General features: G+C 68.0%; 15 protein-coding genes. 6 read left to right on the forward strand and 9 right to left on the reverse strand.

All coding sequences use genetic code 11. The features are described 5' to 3' along the window. Window positions 1-31 precede the first annotated feature (31 nt). Both AC1DWT_RS08095 and AC1DWT_RS08100 read right to left on the reverse strand, forming a co-directional pair. The gene (locus AC1DWT_RS08095) at window positions 32-664 is read right to left on the reverse strand and encodes a hypothetical protein (protein WP_072943661.1); all 633 of its coding nucleotides are present in this window, start codon (window positions 662-664) and stop codon (window positions 32-34) included. Window positions 665-708: 44 nt separating this feature from the next. After that, entirely contained in the window at window positions 709-2217 is a 1509-nt protein-coding gene (locus AC1DWT_RS08100) for an AMP-binding protein (protein ID WP_072943663.1), read from the reverse strand. A 150-nt stretch (window positions 2218-2367) separates the two neighbouring features. Here AC1DWT_RS08100 and AC1DWT_RS08105 point away from each other — a divergent pair, with 150 nt between their 5' ends. From AC1DWT_RS08105 to AC1DWT_RS08130, 6 genes are all read left to right on the forward strand, one after another. Continuing rightward, window positions 2368-3570 carry a cytochrome P450 gene (locus AC1DWT_RS08105; RefSeq protein ID WP_095865571.1) on the forward strand — a complete coding sequence of 401 codons (1203 nt, stop codon included), beginning with the start codon at window positions 2368-2370 and terminating at the stop codon, window positions 3568-3570. Next, window positions 3563-4993: an aldehyde dehydrogenase family protein gene (locus tag AC1DWT_RS08110; RefSeq protein ID WP_477920207.1), complete on the forward strand. Its 1431-nt coding sequence runs from the start codon at window positions 3563-3565 to the stop codon at window positions 4991-4993. Before AC1DWT_RS08105 ends, AC1DWT_RS08110 begins: the two co-directional genes overlap by 8 nt. Further along, window positions 4990-5796: a coniferyl-alcohol dehydrogenase gene (locus AC1DWT_RS08115; RefSeq protein WP_095865569.1), complete on the forward strand. Its 807-nt coding sequence runs from the start codon at window positions 4990-4992 to the stop codon at window positions 5794-5796. Before AC1DWT_RS08110 ends, AC1DWT_RS08115 begins: the two co-directional genes overlap by 4 nt. Continuing rightward, window positions 5793-7289, forward strand: a complete 1497-nt coding sequence (locus tag AC1DWT_RS08120; protein WP_477920210.1) for a pyruvate, phosphate dikinase — start codon at window positions 5793-5795, stop codon at window positions 7287-7289. Before AC1DWT_RS08115 ends, AC1DWT_RS08120 begins: the two co-directional genes overlap by 4 nt. Window positions 7290-7366: 77 nt before the next feature. Further along, the gene (locus AC1DWT_RS08125) at window positions 7367-8074 is read left to right on the forward strand and encodes a TetR/AcrR family transcriptional regulator (protein ID WP_206014232.1); all 708 of its coding nucleotides are present in this window, start codon (window positions 7367-7369) and stop codon (window positions 8072-8074) included. Between the two features lie 82 nt (window positions 8075-8156). After that, window positions 8157-9197, forward strand: coding sequence for a ferredoxin--NADP reductase (locus AC1DWT_RS08130; RefSeq protein ID WP_206014231.1), 1041 nt, complete (start codon window positions 8157-8159; stop codon window positions 9195-9197). A gap of 22 nt (window positions 9198-9219) precedes the next feature. Here the strand turns inward: AC1DWT_RS08130 and AC1DWT_RS08135 are convergent, their stop codons facing one another. The 7 genes from AC1DWT_RS08135 to AC1DWT_RS08165 all read right to left on the reverse strand — a co-directional run bounded on the left by AC1DWT_RS08135 (window position 9220) and on the right by AC1DWT_RS08165 (window position 17281). After that, window positions 9220-10200 carry an NAD(P)H-dependent flavin oxidoreductase gene (locus AC1DWT_RS08135; protein WP_477920211.1) on the reverse strand — a complete coding sequence of 327 codons (981 nt, stop codon included), beginning with the start codon at window positions 10198-10200 and terminating at the stop codon, window positions 9220-9222. Between the two features lie 32 nt (window positions 10201-10232). Further along, entirely contained in the window at window positions 10233-11588 is a 1356-nt protein-coding gene (locus AC1DWT_RS08140) for a flavin monoamine oxidase family protein (protein WP_477920213.1), read from the reverse strand. 58 nt (window positions 11589-11646) lie between these two features. Further along, window positions 11647-12342, reverse strand: a complete 696-nt coding sequence (locus AC1DWT_RS08145) for a transporter (protein WP_477920215.1) — start codon at window positions 12340-12342, stop codon at window positions 11647-11649. A 34-nt stretch (window positions 12343-12376) separates the two neighbouring features. Further along, window positions 12377-13675: an NAD(P)/FAD-dependent oxidoreductase gene (locus AC1DWT_RS08150; protein WP_477920216.1), complete on the reverse strand. Its 1299-nt coding sequence runs from the start codon at window positions 13673-13675 to the stop codon at window positions 12377-12379. Window positions 13676-13677: 2 nt separating this feature from the next. Next, window positions 13678-14055: a hotdog fold domain-containing protein gene (locus AC1DWT_RS08155; protein ID WP_072943681.1), complete on the reverse strand. Its 378-nt coding sequence runs from the start codon at window positions 14053-14055 to the stop codon at window positions 13678-13680. Next, the gene (locus tag AC1DWT_RS08160; protein ID WP_477920220.1) at window positions 14052-15716 is read right to left on the reverse strand and encodes a flavin-containing monooxygenase; all 1665 of its coding nucleotides are present in this window, start codon (window positions 15714-15716) and stop codon (window positions 14052-14054) included. The genes AC1DWT_RS08155 and AC1DWT_RS08160 overlap by 4 nt, the downstream gene beginning before the upstream one ends. A 107-nt stretch (window positions 15717-15823) precedes the next feature. Continuing rightward, window positions 15824-17281, reverse strand: coding sequence for an aldehyde dehydrogenase family protein (locus AC1DWT_RS08165; RefSeq protein ID WP_072943684.1), 1458 nt, complete (start codon window positions 17279-17281; stop codon window positions 15824-15826). Between the last annotated feature and the right edge of the window lie 14 nt (window positions 17282-17295).

Genomic DNA, 17295 nt, shown 5'->3' on the forward strand with positions numbered 1-17295 from the left:
ACCCTTCTGCGTGTTGTGGTTGTGCGCTTGGTCAGCCTTCGTCGGCAGCGCCCCGGGTCCGCCCGGCGCTGAGGATGAGGTCTTCGTGCAGTTCCATCCAGATGTCGTGGTAGCTGTCGTACATCGGCCGCGCGAACGAGGCGTTGTCGCCGCCGCGGATGCGGTCGAGCGCCGCGGAGAGGCGCGGCAGGTAGCGACCGAACCGCGGCAGCGCATCGACCAGTTCCGGGAGCGACGCCCGCAGTTGCTCGTCGGTCTGCGCCAGCGCGCCGACGACCTCGCCGTCGTAGGTCGGGTCGCCGTGATCGTTGGGGGTGTCGTCGCTGCGCATCTGCCAGCGCTGACATACCATCTTGAAGTCGGAGTTGATCGGCAGGAATCGGTCGTAGAAGGCTGTCAGTGCGGTGGCCGCGCCGGTGGTGGCCGGATCCTGTGCGAGTAGCCGCAGATGCTCGGCCTTGCCCGCGGGGGTCAGCATCGCTCCCGGCATCCGGCCCTCCCGGCGCACCACCAGACCCTGCTCGACGAGCGGATCCAGGGCTGCCGGCAGGTCCTCGACGGGCACGCCCGACAGGGCGCTGAGCACGTTGTCGTTGGCCAGTCCCTTCACGCGGAGCGAATGCAGGACGTCGAAGGTGTGTTGATCTTGCTGGGCGTGAACCATGTCTGGCTCCTGTTCGGGTGAGCGGTGGTCAGATTGTGTCTTCGTCAGGAATTCGCGAAATAGTGCGAGCGCAGGGCCTTCTTGTTGAGTTTTCCGGTGGGCAGCCGCGGCAGGCGGTCGACGAAGTCGATCGAGCGGGGCGCTTTGAAGGTCGCCAGGCAGCCGCGGCAGTAATCGATGAGGTCGGCGGCGGTGGTGGCGTCACCCGGTACACCCTCGCGCAATTCCACCATCGCCTTGACCTGTTCCCCGAATTCCGGGTCGGGGATACCGAATACCGCGGCGTCGACGACATCGGGATGGCGCACCAGGGCGGCCTCGATCTCCTCGGGGTAGATGTTGACCCCGCCGGAGATGATCATGAAACTTTCCCGCCCGGCGAGGTAGAGGAATCCGTCCTCGTCGAGGTAGCCGCGGTCGCCCATGCTTTTCCAGCCGGCACTCGTCGCGGTGTCTCCCGCGTTGACGTAGGCCGCCGCGGCCGGCGGTTCGAACCAGACCTTGCCGATCTCACCCGTCGGCAGCGGGGTGCCCGCGTCGTCGGTGACGTGCACACGGGTGCCGCCGAGGGGTCGGCCGACCGACCCGGGGTGGTCGGCGGATTCGGCCGCGGAGATGTACGTGTGCCCGTAGCCCTCGGAGGCGCCGTAGTACTCGTGCAGGACGGGCCCCCACCACGCGTTGATCTGTTCCTTGACCTCCACCGGGCAGGGCGCGCCGGAGGTGACGGCGGTGGTGTGCGTCGGCGACAGCGCGATGGCGCTCCTGTCGGGCAGGGCGAGGATGCGCAGCAGCATCGTCGGCACCCACTGCGAGTGGGTGACCCCGTGGGCGGCGATCGCCGTCATGGCCGCGGACGCGTCGAAGCGTTCCATACACACGACCGTGCCGCCGGCGGCCATCGTCATCAGCTGGAAGGTGAACGGCGCCGCGTGGTAGTTCGGGGCGGGCGAGAGCAGCACCGTGTCCGAGTCGATGCCGAGTTTCAGGGCGAGGCCCGCGTGACGGGTGGGGGCGTCCGCGGGATGGATGTCCAGCAATTTCTGCCGGAACGCCTTCGGACGGCCGGTGGTGCCGCCGCTGTAGAGGACGCGGGCGCCGAAGCGCTCGTCCGCGATGGGAGTCCTCGGGTGGTTCGCGATCGCCGCGGCGAGGTGCTCGACCCCGGGAGCAGGATCGGTGCACAGGGTCAGCGCGGTGTGCCCGCCGGGAAGGGCGTCGGCGACCGCTCCGGCGAGCGAGCCGCTGGTGACGACCGCGGCCGGTGTCGCTTCGGCGAGGAGCGCGGCGAGTTCGGCGGCGCCGAGGTGCCAGTTCACCGGTGTGACATACAGGCCCGCGCGCATTCCGGCCGCGACCACCACCGGCCATTCGATCCGGTTCTCCATCACCAGGACGATGGAATCGCCTGCTGTCACGCCTCTGCTGCGCAGGAGATGGGCGAGCTGGTTGGACTGCTCGTCGAGCTGCCGGTAGGTGAGCGAAGAACCGGAGGCGGCCATCACGAACGCGAGAGAATCAGGATGCTCGGTGGCGATTGCGGGTGGGTACACGTGACCTCTTTTTGTGAATTGTTCGTCACTATCTAGGTCAGGCTACAAGCGATTTGACTCGTCTTACAAGGGGTATTTGCAAATCCGGCGATTTGTGCTTTAGTGACACCAATGTCACAAACGAACGTGACCGTGACGGGAGACATCCAAATGACCACCAGCAGTGGTATCGACCTGATGGACCTGCGGGCATTCGCCTCCGGCTACGCGGACGAGATCTTCGCGCAGTTGCGCAACGAGGACCCTCTGCACTGGAACGAGGAACCGAACGGCCCGGGATTCTGGTCGGTGACTCGATACGCCGACGTCAAAGCAGTTGCCGCGGACCACGACACGTTCACCGTCACCCAGGGGACGCAGATCGCGAGCAGGCGCGCCGAAGGCGAAGGCGCCCGCAGCATTCACCACGTCGACCCACCGGAGCACGGTCCGCTGCGCAAGATCGTCACCCCGCACGTGCGACCCGCCAAGGTGAAGGCCCTCGTCCCGGACATCGAGGCGGTGATCGACGACCTGCTGAACAAGGCCGTCGGCGCGGGGCCGATCGACCTGGTCGCGAACATCTCCGCCCAACTGCCACTGGTGATGATCGGTCGACTGCTCGGCGCCCCGCTCGAGGACTGCCCGAACCTGCTGCGGTGGACGAACCAGATGGCCTCGGAGGACCCCGACTACTCCGCGGGCCCCGAGACCGCCGTGCGCGCCCGCGACGAGGTGTTCGCCTACTTCCGGGCCCTCGAGACCGAGCGTCGGGCCTGCCCGGCCGACGACCTGGTCAGCGTGCTGACCGCCGCCGAACTCGACGGGGTCCCGCTCAGCCGAGGTTACCTCGACGCCTACTACCTGATCCTGATGGTCGCCGGGAACGAAACCACTCGGAACCTGCTGTCGGGCGGTGTGCTCGCCCTGCACGAGAACCCGCAATGGTGGGACGTTCTGCGCGAGAATCCGGGCAAGATCCGCTCCGCGGTCGAAGAGATGGTGCGTTGGGTGTCGCCGGTGCTGTCGATGCGGCGCACCGCCACCCGGGACGTCGAGATACACGGCAAGACCGTGAAGGCCGGCGACAAGGTCGTCATGTGGTTCTGTTCCGCGAACCGGGACGAGCGGGTGTTCGAGGAGCCGGACACGTTCCGGGCCGATCGGTTCCCGAACGAGCACCTGGGTTTCGGGTGGGGCGATCACGCCTGCCTCGGCGCCAACCTCGCCCGCCTCGAGGCGAAGCTGTTCTTCACCAAGCTCGTCGAACGCGGCATCGACATCGACGTGGCCGATTCCCCGAAGCGACTGCAGAGCAACTTCTTCCGCGGCATCAAGACCCTGCCCGTGCGATTGGAGCCGCGCAATGGCTGACACCTTCGACCGGGCCGGTTGTCTGATCGACGGCGACTGGTTCGTGCCGGCCGGGCCGGTGATCGAGGTGATCGACCCGTTCACCGAGTCCGTGATGGGTGAGGTCGTCGACGCCGGATCCGAGGTCGTCGACGACGCCGTGCGGTCGGCCGCAGCAGCCCATCCGGCGTGGCGGCGCACCGACGTCGCCGAGCGGGCGGAGTTGCTCGACCGTGCCGCGGATCTGCTCACCCGTGACGGCTCGGCGATCGCGGCACTGGTCAGCCGGGAAATGGGTATGCCGATCTCGCTCGCGGAGGTCACACAGGCCCAGCTCCCCGCCGACGTGCTGCGGGCCACCGCCCGCACCGCCCGCGACTTCCCGTGGTCGCAGGACATCGACGGGGCCACCCTGGTCCGACGCGGCAGCGGGGTCGTCGGCGCGATCACGCCGTGGAACATGCCGGTCCATCAGATCGTCGCCAAGGTCTCGGCCGCACTCGCCGCCGGATCGACCGTGGTGCTCAAGGCGTCGGAGATGACCCCGTACGACGCGAACGCGCTCGCCGCGCTGTTCCTCGAGGCGGGATTTCCGGCCGGGGTGTTCAACGTCGTGACCGGAACCGGTGCGGTCACCGGCGCCGCACTGGCCGCGCACCCGGGCCTCGCGCACGTCTCGTTCACCGGCAGCGTCCTCGCCGGTCGCACGGTGGCCTCCCTGGCGGCGCAGACGTTGACCCGCTGCACCCTCGAACTCGGCGGGAAGTCACCTGCCGTGGTGCTGCCGGACGCGGACCTCGAGACCGCGCTCACCGGGGTCGTCACTTCCGGTCTGGTCAACTCCGGTCAGGCCTGCAACGCCACCACCCGCCTGCTGATCCCGGAACACCTCGCCGCCGACTCCGTCGACATCATCGAAGATGCAGTCGCGCAGCAGGTCCTGGGTAACCCCGCGGACCCCCGCACGCGGCAGGGGCCGCTCGTCTCGGCGCGCCAACGTGAGCGCGTCCTCGACCACATCGGTGACGCCGTCGCCGCCGGCGGGCACCTGCTCACCGGCACGGGCAAGCCGTCCGAGGCGTCCCCGACCGGGTACTTCGTCGATCCCACCGTCATCACCGGACTGCCCGAGGACGCCCGGGCCATCCGTGAGGAGATCTTCGGCCCCGTCCTCGCCGTGCAGATCTACACCGACGTCGACGACGCCGTCCGCATCGCCAACGACTGCGCGTACGGGTTGTCCGCGGAGGTGTGGTCCGGCGACGTCGAGCGCGCTCGCGCCGTCGCCGGACGGCTCGACGTCGGCCAGGTCAAGATCAACGGCGTCCGCACCCGCAATCGGCCCACAGTTCCCTTCGGTGGCGTCAAGAATTCCGGCTACGGCCGCGAACTCGGCCACCTCGGCATCGAGGAGTTCACCGACGTGATGGCGGTAATGTCATGACCGGCAACACTTTCAGTGGAAACGTCGTCGTCACCGGGGCGGCATCGGGGATCGGGCTCGCCCTCGCCGGCCAGTTGAGCGCGGCAGGCGCCACGGTCTACGCCCTCGACCGGCGCGACTGCCCGATCGGACCGGTGCGCACCCTGCTGTGCGACCTCTCCGACCCCGGCTCGATCAGCGACGCCGTCGCGGCCCTCCCCGGTGAGGTCACCGGGCTGGCGAACGTCGCCGGTGTCCCGGGCACCGCTGCCGCGCAGACCGTGCTGGCGGTCAATCTTCTCGGGCCGCGCCTGCTCACCGAACTTCTGCTCCCCCGCATGACCGCGGGATCGGCGATCGTCAACGTCGCCTCCGTCGCCGCGCACCGCAACACCGAATCCCCGGAGTCGATCGACGAACTACTGCGGGTCCGCGACCGCGCGGACCTGCACGCCTGGTTGCGTGACCACCCCGTCAAGGGGCCCGCCGCCTACGACACGTCCAAACGCGCCCTCGTCGACTGGACGCAACTGCTGTCGGCGAAACTGACGGCACGCCACATCCGTGCGCTGTCCGTCAGCCCCGGACCGGTCGAGACACCGATCCTCGCCGACTTCGAAGCCAGCATGGGCGCCGACGCGATGGCACGATCCCACGACGCGGTCGGCAGACACGGCTACCCCCACGAGATCGGCGCGGTCGTCGCGTTCGCCCTCTCCCCCGCCGCGTCCTGGCTCAACGGCATCGACATCCCGGTCGAAGGTGGCCTGTTCGCCACCCGTGCGGCCGCCAAATCCCCCGTTTTCGAAGGACTCTCGCTATGACCTCCTCCAGCAGCCCGGCCGAGCACGTCATCACCCTGGACGGCACCCACCCCAGCACCCGCGTGGTACTCGGCGGCAAGGCCTACAGCGTCAACAAGATGCGGGCGATGGGACTGCCGGTCCCCCCGGCGTTCGCGCTGCCCACCGGTGTCTGCGCGGTCTACCACGACAACGGCCGATCACTGCCGGACGAGATCTGGCAGCAGGTCCTCGAACACCTGCGACGACTCGAAACGGAGACCGGCCGCCGGTTCGGCGCCGGTCCGTCCCCGCTGCTGGTGTCCGTTCGGTCCGGCGCCGCGCAGTCCATGCCGGGCATGATGGACACCGTCCTCAACCTCGGCCTGACCCCCGAACTGTGTGAGGCGCTCGCCGCCGAGACCGGCGATCAGCGGTGGGCGACGGACACCTGGCAGCGGTTCTGTCACAGTTACGCCGACATCGTCGCCGGCGACCCCGGTGCCGCGCCGCCGCGCGATCCGCTCGAGCAGTTGCGATCGGCGATCGGCGCCGTCTTCGACTCCTGGACCAACGAGCGCGTCAAGGCGTACCGCGCCCGGCACAACCTCGGCGCCGGCGCCGGAACCGCAGTCACCGTGCAGGCCATGGTGTTCGGCAACCGCGACGAACGGTCCGGGACCGGGGTGCTGTTCAGCCGCGACCCGGCCACCGGCGAGAACACTCTCTACGGCGAATGGCTGGCGAAGGCGCAGGGCGAGGACGTCGTGTCCGGGGAGAAGACCCCGAACCCGCTCGTCACCGTCGGCGACATCCTGCCCGACGTGTACCCGGAACTCGAGCGCATCGCCGAGGTCCTCGAACGTGAGCACCGCGACCTGGTCGACATCGAGTTCACCGTCGAAAGCGGCCGGTTGTACGTCCTGCAGTGCCGGGCCGGGAAGCGTGCTCCGCGCGCCGCGGTCCGGATCGCCGTCGACCTCGTCCGCGAAGGTCTCATCACGGCCGACGAGGCGGTCTCCCGCGTCTCGGCCGAGCAGGCCGCGAGCCTGGCGAAAACGCAGGCGGTGCACGCCGACCGGACGGTCCTGGCCGGCGGCCTCGGCGCCGGCCCCGGTGTCGCCGTCGGGCAGGCCGTCAGCGACCTCGACCAGGCCCTCGACCTCGCCGCGGCCGGCACACCCGTCGTGCTCGTTCGCCCCTCCACCGCTCCGGACGACGTGCCCGCGATGTTCGAATCGGTCGCCGTCGTCACCGAACTCGGCGGCAGCACCTCCCACGCGGCGCTGGTGTGCCGGGAGATCGGGCTGCCGTGCGTCGTCGGCGCCGGAGTCGGCACCGTCGCGAAACTGACCGGGCTGACGGTGACCGTCGACGGCACCACCGGCGCGGTCTACGAGGGCGACGCCCTGCACACCCCCGACGAGGGCGACGTCGACGAGTACCTCACCGAACTCCTCGGCTACCTGCCCGACACCGTCCCGGTGGATCATCCGCTCGCACAGTTGCGCTCTGCGCACCTGGAACGGGCATAACACGAGGTCAGAACGATGCGACATCCACGGTCAGTGATATCTTGTTCGCAAACTCGGGCGACGGAGAGGGGGCGGCGATGACCACACAGCGACAGGTCCCACCGCGCACGCTCGACGACGTCTACACGCACGTCGGCCTCGTCGAACCCGGCGCGGCCACCCCGAAACGTCCCAACCGCCGCGGGGAGCTCACCCGGGAACGCATCGTGCAGGCCGCCATCGAATGCTTCAGCGAGTACGGGTACACCCGCACCCGGGTCTCCGACATCACCCACCGCGCGAAGACCGCGCAGGGAAACTTCTACCGGCACTTCACCGACCTCGACGACGTCTTCCTCGCCGCCATGCACACCGGGCTCCAGGAATTGTCCGAGGCCACCAGCCGCAAGACGACCACCAGCGGCGAACTCGAAGCGCTGATCGAGGTCAACAGCACCTACCTGCACGCCTACTCCCGGCACCGGCACATCCTGCGACTGCTGCGTGAAGCTGCCGCCGCCAGCGCAAACGAGGGTTTTCAGCAGCTGTGGCTGCAACTGCGTGACGACTTCATCGCACGCACCCGCCGCTGGCTGGAGAAACTGCACGACCGCGGGGAGATCGGGGACACCAACCTCGACCTGCTCGCCGAGTCGCTCGGCTGCATGACCGAGCAGATGGCCTACGTGCACGTCGGTCTCCCCGCCTCGACCCCCAAACGCGAACGCATCGACGAACTCGGCCGCGCCCTCGGTGAGGTCTGGTTCCGGGCGCTGCCCCCGGCCGCGTCGCCGTCCGAGCACTGACGGCGTTCCACCGGTTTCGTTCGGCCGCCGACGGCCGGAACGTGTCGCTTCCCCATCCTGAGCTGCAACGAAAGACGCACCCATGACCAACGTCGCACCCGATTCTCTCGGCTACACCGTCCGTGTCGCCGACGTCATCGCCGAGACACCCGACGCCTCCTCCCTCGTCATCGACGTCCCGCAGGAGATCGCCGACAGGTTCGCGTACCGGCCCGGGCAATTCCTCACCATCCGGATCCCCAGCGAACGCACCGGTTCGGTGGCGCGTTGCTATTCGATCGCCAGCTCGCCCACCACCGACGACCGGATCAAGGTGACGGTCAAACGCACCGTCGACGGATACGGCTCGAACTGGCTGTGCGACAACATCACCGCGGGCGACGACGTGCATGTGCTGCCACCGTCGGGCACGTTCACCCCGCACAGTCTCGACGGCGACTTCCAGCTGTTCGCCGCCGGCAGCGGCGTCACCCCGGTGATGTCGATCCTCAAGTCCGTGCTGGCGTCCACGACCGGCACCGTGTCCCTGTACTACGCCAACCGGGACCGGGAATCGATCATCTTCGACGCCGAACTCGCCGACCTCGCCAAGAAGCACGCAGACCGGCTCACCGTCGAGCACCGACTCGAGAGCGAGGCGGGGCTACCGACCCCGGACAATCTCACCCAATTCGCCGACGGCGGCCAGGACGGCACCGTCTTCGTCTGCGGACCCGCACCCTTCATGGCCATGGTCAAGGAGACGCTGACCAGCATCGGGTACGACCGGCACCGGATTCACATCGAGGAATTCCGGTCCCTCGACGGCGACCCCTTCGCGCCGATCAAGCAGGTCACCGCCGACGCCGCCGCGTCGTCGACCGTGGACGTCACCCTGGACGGCGACACCCACACCCTGTCTTGGCCGGCCGACGCAACCCTGATCGACGTGATGGTGGGCGCCGGGATCGACGCCCCGTACTCCTGCCGCGAAGGCGAATGCGGATCCTGCGCCTGCACCCTCCTGGAAGGGACCGTCGATCCCGGGGTCACCGACGCCCTCGATCCCGACGACGTCGCCGACGGCTACATCCTCGGCTGCCAGGCGAAGCCGACCAGTCCCACGCTGAAGATCGAATTCTGAAGCGTCCGGTTGCCGGGCTGATTCAGCCGCGGAGCTGATCGGGCAATGAGCGGGTGATGATCTGCTGAGCCTCGGTGAGGATCGAGTCCACTACCTCCTCGCAGCTGCCGATGTCGTGGATCAGGCCCTGAGCCTGACCGGCCCACCACATGCCGCCTTCGACGTCTCCGTTGCCGTACACCTGCTCGCGGCCGCGGACACCGCTGGCCAAGTGGGCGATGTCGTCGAACGTGGCACCCGGTCGCCGCGACAGTGTGGCGATTTCTTCGGACACCGAGTTGCGGGCGACACGGGCGGAGTTGTGGAACTCGCGGAAGACGATGACGGTGTCGTGTTCGGTGTTGTCGACGATCTGTTGTTTGACGTTGTGATGGATGGGCGCCTCGGTGGTCGCCATGAATCGGGTGCCCATGTTCACCGCCGACGCTCCCAGCGCGAGGGCGGCGACAAGTCCGGCGCCGGTGGCGAGTCCGCCGCTGGCGATGATCGGGATCGACAGTGCCCGGGCCGCAGCGGGGATCAGCACGAGCCCGGGAACGTCGTCCTCACCGGGGTGCCCGGCGCACTCGAAGCCGTCGATGCTGATCGCGTCGACGCCGAGTTGCTCGGCCTTGACGGCGTGCCTCACCGAGACCGCCTTGTGGATCACCTTGACACCCGCGGCCTTGAAGGTGGGCAGGTGTGGGGTCGGGTTGCCCCCGGCGGTTTCGACGATGGTGATGCCGCTGTCGACGATGGCGTCGCGGTATTCGTCGTAGGGCACCGGCTGGATGGTCGGCAGGATGGTGAGGTTGACGCCGAACGGTTTGTCGGTGAGGTCGCGGCAGCGGGCGATCTCCTTGACCAACGCTTCGGGGGTCGGTTGGGTCAGGGCGGTGAGGAATCCGAGCGCCCCGGCGTTGGCCACCGCGCYGATSAGGTCTGCGGTGCCGACGGCGGTCATGCCGCCGCACACGATGGGGTGYTCGATCCCGAAGGTCTCGGTGAAGGTGTTGGTGAACATGCGCTTCCTCGTTCTTCTGTTCGGGGACTGGTCTAGCGCTGCCGGCTCAGGCTCGCCAGTACGGCCTTCGCCGCGCGCTCGCCCGACGTGGCTGCGTCGGCGAGCGACGGCAGATCGAGCTGGTAGTCGCCGGCGAGGTAGRTGGTGCCGAGCGGATCACGCAACGTCGGAAGCGAGTTCCTCCGCCCGGGCGCCCAGAAGGGCACGACCCGAYGRTGCYKYCGCACGATGCCCTCGCCCAGCTTCCCTTCCAGCTCGGGGAACACTGCGAGCAGGTCCTGCYGGTATCGCGACACGATCTCCTCGTCGGGGAGGTCGAACAACGCGTCGGCGTGAGCGCCGCCGGCGAAACAGGCCAGYGCTCCACCSGGCTTRCGGTCGTCGCCGTTCCGCATCGCCGCGGCGTGGTTGAACATCGCCTGGAACGACAGTTGCGGCGTCGAGACAGCGAAGTASTCGTCCCAGCGYTGCGGCCCGACTTCGTCGGTGAAGAATCCGACGATYACGTACCGGCCGTAGGTGATGTCGTCGAACGCATTCCGGTGCTGCTGCGGGAGGTCCGGGATGATCCGCTCGGCGATATCGGCGGGTGCGGTCACGATCGCGCGCTTCGCCCGCAGCCGCACCGGTCGGTCACCGTCGTGGTAGTCGACGACCACGCCGTCACCGTCGCGCCGCACCGAGTGCACCGCCGAGTTCAGCCGGATCCGGTCACCGAGATCCTCCGCCAGCACGTCGGTCAGCGTTTGGTTGCCACCCACCGGCAGCGAGAAGTTCGGGATCTTCTCCGGGTCGGCCAGTGCGAGGCCGACCGACGTGACGAACTGGGTGGCGGCCGTCTCCTCCACCTCGCATCCCATCCACTGCGCCGACCACGACCGGACGACGTCGGCGGCCAGCTTCGACCGGACGCCCTTCAGTAGGTACGACGCCAGCTTGGTGTCGAGGTTGGCGCGAACCCGTTGTGCAATACGGCTCTGCGACTCCAGGAACGGCGTGACCGCGAGGATGCGTGCACCGACGATGGCCATGCCGATTCGGTCCATCAGGGTCATCCGCGTGCGGAACATGAGTGCGACGGGATTCGAGGTGTCGATCACCTCGCCGTTCAGGTACAGCGCGACGCTCTTGCCTGCGAGTGAGCCCATCTCGATGCCGTGCCGGTCGAGGGCATCGATCAGTGTGCCTGTGCCCTCGGTGAACTGAGTGCCGACGTTGATCCAGTAGTCGCCCTTCCGGACGGTCTCGACTCGGCCGCCCACGCGGTCGGTGGATTCGAGCACGACTACGTCGGTCTCGGGCGACAGCGACGTCGCCGCCGTCAAACCCGCCATTCCGGCGCCGACGACGACCACCTCGGTGGTCTCTTCCTGTACGTGCGTTGTCATTTCGGTTCCTGACTCTCGAAAACTATGGGCCTCGCTACTGCGGCGGTCAGGGCGCGGATCAAGCCGTGACCGGGGCGCCGCCGCTGACGGCCTGAGCGTCGACGCGCTTGTTGTGGGCGTCGAACGCCCGGTACGCACGGAAGTACGTGAACATCTGCAGGCCCCACGTGGACAGCGCGAAGATGTAGAAGATCGTGTGCTCCGCGTCGTCGCCCGGAATGTGGACGAAGTCGTAGGTCGAGGCGATGACGAATCCGCAGGCGGTGGCGAGGGCGACCGACACGGCGTGACCGTGCTCGCCGATACCCCACAGGCGCTTGACGAAGTAGATCAGGAACAACGTGGTGAGCACGTTGACAACGATGAAGAAGATCTTGGCGGGGGTGCCGATGTGGTACTGGTACCCGAGGAGGAGGAAGCCCACCACCGCGGCGAGTGCAAACGCGCCGATGTCCACCGCGACGGACGGCTTGTATCGTTGGGTGACCTTCATCAGCCCCAGAACCAGGATCAGCGTGATGCCGACCGACCGGGAGAAGGCGTCCAGAAAGGCTGCGCCGGTGTACATCGGACTGTCGTGACCGGCCTTCAGGATGCCGTAGACGAGGAAGTTCGAACCCGACGTTGCAACGATGATCCACTCGAGGCCGAGCAGGTAGTTCTTGTAGTTCCGGATGAACTTGATCCCGTATGTGAATCCGACGGCGATCATCCAGATGTCCGCTACCGCGAAGAGCAGTTCTCGGATGGACATGATTTTCTCCTTGGAGGGTGGCTTACGCCGATGGTTATTTCGTGAGGGCTGCCAGGCGATCCGAGGCACGGTCGGCGAGCCAGGCCGCGTGCAGCGCGGGGCCGCTGACGAGGCTGGGCCAGAAGCGCTTCCGGCCGTGCCAGATCGCGGCCAGGTCGTCGTGTAAGGGCGCGCCGCCGATGCGGTCCGCGAGCAGGTGGCCCACGTACTGCGCCTGGGCGAAGCCGTGGCCGTTGCAGGCGAGCGAGTAGAGCACGTTGCCGGAGGCCTCGCCGGCGACGGGGAGCCACGTGGAGCTCATGCCGATCCAGCCGCCCCAGGCCTTCTGCGGTTCGATGTCGCGCAGACCGGGGAAGCGGTCGCGGAATCCGCGGACGAGGTCGTCGGCGACGTTCCGGGCAGGGGTGCGGTCCGGCAGCGGATTCCGCCCGGTCTGCACGCGGCGGGTGCCGAACACGATCGTGCCCCGTGGGGTCACACGGTAGCTCTCGATGATCATGTGCAGCGTGACCATCGGGGCACGGCTGGTCCAGCCGATCTCGTCGAGTCGCTCGGGCGCAACGGGTTCGGTCTCGACCAGCGACGTCCACACCGGGGTGGCGAGGTTCTTCGGCGCGCTGGACAGGCCTGCGCTGTAGGCGTTGGTGGTCAGCAGCGCCTTGCGCGCCCGAACCCTTCCGTCCGGAGTTTCGACGAAGACCCCGCCGCCGGTGTCCGTGATGTCGCGCGCGGGAGTGTGCTCGTAGACCCGCACGCCGGATGCGATCGTCGCGGCCCGCAGGCCGAGGACGAACTCACCCGGGTTGAGGGTCCCACCGACGCCCTCGCGCATTCCGCCGAGGAAGCCGTCCGGAAGGCCCGCCTCCCGACCCTCGACGAATTCGGCCGACGATCCGGCCTCGGCCATGACCTTCGCGTTGCGGCGCGCATGCCGGAGCTGCCCCTTGGACACGGCGGCCATCACGATGCCGGCCTGCTCGTAGCCGCAGTCGATCCCGTGGTGGGCGATGGCGTCCTCGGCGAAGTGCACCGCGTTCTCGGCGTACCGGTAGAGGTCGCGCAGCCGCTCGCTCTTCAGCAGAAAGCCCAGCAACTCCGGATCGGCGGCAATCGAATTCGTGACGTATCCGGCGTTGCGGGAGCTGGCGCCCCAACCGAGGGTCTGCGTCTCGAGGAGCACCACGTCGACGCCCTTCTCGGCGAGGCGGAGTGCGGCCGACATGCCGCCCCCGCCGCCGCCGATCACCACCACGTCGCAGTCGATGTCACCGGTCAGGGGTTGTTCGGCGGTGGCGGGCGTTGCGGCCCAACCGGTGTCGTAGATCAGCTCCATGGTTACGCCTCCGTCTCGTCTGCGGGAATGACCGCGGTGCCGCGAGCGCGCACCGCGACCAGTGGCGGCTCCAGGACGTGCGAGCTGCCCGTGTCGTCGGAGACGCGGCAGATCACCCGAAGCTCGAAATCCACCGTGCGACTGCGATTTCCCTTCTTCACCAGCGTGGCCTCGGCCTCGACGACATCGCCGCCACGAACAGCGGCGAGGAACTCGACGGACGAGTAGCCGGCGAACAGGCCCTCGTGACCGTCCAGCTCGATCGACAGGTTCGTGCCGACGTCCCCGAAAAGTTTCAGGGCGTAGGCGCCGTCGACCAGATTGCCCGCGTAGTGCGCGTCGGAGAAGGCGACATAGCGCCGGTGGACAGCCTTACTCATGAAATCTCCTGATGGATCGCGCCGAGGTGGCGGGACTCTGCCTCACCGTCGATTTCGACGCCGGGGTAGCCGCGCTTGGCGATCTCGGTGCACATCCGGCGGTACTTGCCGACACCGCCGACGTAGCCCATGAACGTGTTGGGTTTGCCCTCGACGTTGGAGCCGCGGTACCAGGAGTCGGTGGTGGCGTACAGCGTCTGGGCGACGGTCTCCTCGGTGATGTCGACCCAGTCGTTCTGACCCTCGACGGTGGTCTCGACGAGCGTCGCTCCGGAGTCGCGGGCGTGCTCGATGAGGTCGGCGATCCAGTCGACGGCCTGCTCGATGGTCATCACCACGTTGCTGGCGAGCGCGGGGCTCTGGGGGCCGCCGACCATGAAGAAGTTCGGGAAGTCCGTGGTCATCATCCCGAGGTAGGTCCGGACACCGTCGCGCCAGGCCTCCTGCAGCTTCGTGCCGGACGCACCGGTGAGACCGAGCCCGTACAGCGGGCCGGTGAAGGCGTCGAACCCGATGGCGAGCACGACGGCATCCGCCTCGTACGTGCCCTCCGATGTGACGATCGCGTTCGCGGTCATCGTCTCCAGCGGCTCGTCGCGCAGCGACACCAGCGACACGTTCGGCCGGTTGTAGGTCTCGTAGTAGTCGGTACCGAAGACACTGCGCTTGGCGCCCAGCGGGTGGTACCTGGGCACCAGTAGCTCGGCGGTGGACGGATCCTCGACGATCTCGCGGATCTTGTCGTGGAGAAATTCCGAGGCGGTCCGGTTCGCCTCGGCGTCGGTGAGGAGGTCGGCGAACTCGGCGCCGACGCCCTGGAAGCCGCTGCGCTCGTACGCCGCCTCGTAGCGCCGCCGGCGCTCCTCCTCCGACACGTCGAAGGCCTTGTCGGCCACTGGGCGGTCGGGGATGCCGCCGGGCGAGTGCCTGCATTCCTCACGGATCGCCGGGTAGTCGACCTTGATGGATTCGATCTGCTCCGTGGACAGTTCGGTGTTGCGGGCAGGCATCACGTAATTCGGGGTGCGCTGGAACACCGTGACGTGCTCCGCGACCTCCGCGATCAGTGGGATGGCCTGCACGCCCGAAGATCCGGTGCCGATCACGGCGACCCGCTTGCCCTCGAGGTCGTCGAGCGAGATGTTCCACCTGCTGGTGGACACCTGGAGTCCGGTGAAGTTCCCGAGGCCCGGCACGTCGAAGTCCTTGGGGGTGGACAGGCCACCCGCACCCGAGATCAGGTAGCGGCTACGTCGGGTCTCGCCGTTGTCCAGCCGCACCTCCCACAACCGGTCGGCCGCGTTCCACGTCGCGCCGACCACGCGGGTGTCGAAGGTGAAGTGCTTGCGCAGGTCGAAGCGGTCGGCGACGTGTTCGATGTAGCTGAGGATTTCGGCCTGCGGCGCGAATCGCTGGCTCCACGTCCATTCCTGCTGGAGTGCCTCGTCGAACGAGTAGGAGTAGTAGATGCTCTCGACGTCGCAGCGGGCGCCCGGATAGGTGTTCCAGAACCAGGTGCCGCCGACGCTGGGTCCGGCCTCGAAACCCGCGAAGGTCCACCCGGCGTTCGTGAGCCGGTGCGAGAGGTAGAGGCCGGAGAAGCCGGCACCGATGCCGATGACATCGACGATCCCGCTGGCTGAGGTGGAGGTGGAGTTCATGCTGTCGCTTTCKTTGTATTGGTCAAACGACTCGATCAACTGACTTAGTTGAGTAGACCAGTGGTCCCGGTCACAGTCAAGGGGTGACGCGAAAGTAGACGCGATCGCTACAGAGGGAGGTCGGGAGAATCGACGCCGACCACGCGATCGCCGCAGAACACCCGGACGGACTCACCGGGGGCATGACCGCCGATTCCGGAAGCACCCCAGAAGCTCTGTGCCGAACCGTCGGCGAGATCGGCGATCTTGGCACCGTTCACCCGCACCTCGCCCGACCGCACCCGGGATCCGACCTCGATGGCGCGGTCCAGGTCGCCACCGAACACGTACGCGTCGAGGCCCGAAGGGTTCGCATTGGCGACGCGCAACGCGTCCTCGTCGGACTCCACGGCGTGCAGGCTGACGAGCGGCCCGAACAGTTCGGCGGTCGCCATCGACGCGTCGACTCCCGAAGCGACTGTGGGGGAAAGGAAGAACCCGTCGAGTGCGGGGAGCTCTGCGGGCTGATGGATCGTCCCGCCGTGGGCCCGCAGCCCTTCGATCCGGCTCTGCAGCGTGGCGAAATGCGGGGCGTTCGAGATCGGGCCCAGCTGCGTGTTCTCGTCGAGCGAGTGCCCGATGCCGATGCGGGCGATGCGATCGAGCAGCGACTCCAGGAGCGGCTCGACGAGGCTCTTGTGCGCCAGCACCTTTCCGGGGCCCTCACACCATTGACCGTTGAGCTTGGTCATCCCGTCGAGGATCCCGTCGGCGGCCACGTCGATGTCGGCATCGTCCAGCACGAGGGCGGGGTTGTTGCCGCCGAGCTCGAGCTGGAGCACCTTGAAGTCCTCCGCGGCCGCGCGGGCGATCGCGCGGCCGGCGTTCGGGCCGCCGGTGAACGAGACGATCTTCACGCGGTGATCGCCGGTGATCGCCGCGCCCACGTCGCCCGCGCCGTGGACGAGCTGCAGCGCACCGTCGGGCAGCCCGGCCTTGACGAAGCATTCGACGATGATCTGGGCGCTGCTCGGCGCGTGCTCGGACGGCTTGAGGATGACGGGGCAACCGGCGGCGAGGGCGCTCACCATCTTCGCGGCGGGGATGAAACTCGGACCGTTCCACGGGGTGAGGACGGCGGCGGGGCCCCACGGAACCTTGTACAGCCGCACGTCGCGGCCGCCGGCCTCCAACGCCGTGCGACGCGGGATGGCGCGCAGATCCGCAGCGGACGAGCGGATCCGGTGCGGAAGGAACTGCGCGACCATCCGAGCCTTCGCGATCGGGACGCCGCTGGTGAGGGCATCGGTTCGAGCGATGTCCTCGATCCGGGACTCGACGACGTCGGCCGCACGCTCGATGACCGCCGCGCGTTCCTCGCTCGCCGCGTCGTCCCAGCGCTCGAAGCCGTATGCCCGCTCGGCATGCCGCAGTGCGCGCTCCACGTCGTCCGGGCCGGTGGTGACGGCGCGGTGGACCGGCCGGCCCGTGTTGGGGTCGAGATTCCACGCGTCCGGGATCGTCCGGCACTCGGACCACTCGTCGGCGATGTAGTTGATCGGCTGGGGCAGTTGAGGGTTCGACATCCGCGTCTTCCTTC

This window comes from Rhodococcus sp. P4_B6 (assembly GCF_056402215.1).

Bases quoted from the DNA above. Each gene is read 5' to 3' on its own strand.
- AC1DWT_RS08095 (WP_072943661.1), bottom strand. From the start codon at position 664: ATGGTTCACGCCCAGCAAGATCAACACACCTTCGACGTCCTGCATTCG.
- AC1DWT_RS08105 (WP_095865571.1), top strand. From the start codon at position 2,368: ATGACCACCAGCAGTGGTATCGACCTGATGGACCTGCGGGCATTCGCC.
- AC1DWT_RS08110 (WP_477920207.1), top strand. From the start codon at position 3,563: ATGGCTGACACCTTCGACCGGGCCGGTTGTCTGATCGACGGCGACTGG.
- AC1DWT_RS08115 (WP_095865569.1), top strand. From the start codon at position 4,990: ATGACCGGCAACACTTTCAGTGGAAACGTCGTCGTCACCGGGGCGGCA.
- AC1DWT_RS08120 (WP_477920210.1), top strand. From the start codon at position 5,793: ATGACCTCCTCCAGCAGCCCGGCCGAGCACGTCATCACCCTGGACGGC.
- AC1DWT_RS08125 (WP_206014232.1), top strand. From the start codon at position 7,367: ATGACCACACAGCGACAGGTCCCACCGCGCACGCTCGACGACGTCTAC.
- AC1DWT_RS08130 (WP_206014231.1), top strand. From the start codon at position 8,157: ATGACCAACGTCGCACCCGATTCTCTCGGCTACACCGTCCGTGTCGCC.
- AC1DWT_RS08145 (WP_477920215.1), bottom strand. From the start codon at position 12,342: ATGTCCATCCGAGAACTGCTCTTCGCGGTAGCGGACATCTGGATGATC.
- AC1DWT_RS08150 (WP_477920216.1), bottom strand. From the start codon at position 13,675: ATGGAGCTGATCTACGACACCGGTTGGGCCGCAACGCCCGCCACCGCC.
- AC1DWT_RS08155 (WP_072943681.1), bottom strand. From the start codon at position 14,055: ATGAGTAAGGCTGTCCACCGGCGCTATGTCGCCTTCTCCGACGCGCAC.
- AC1DWT_RS08160 (WP_477920220.1), bottom strand. From the start codon at position 15,716: ATGAACTCCACCTCCACCTCAGCCAGCGGGATCGTCGATGTCATCGGC.
- AC1DWT_RS08165 (WP_072943684.1), bottom strand. From the start codon at position 17,281: ATGTCGAACCCTCAACTGCCCCAGCCGATCAACTACATCGCCGACGAG.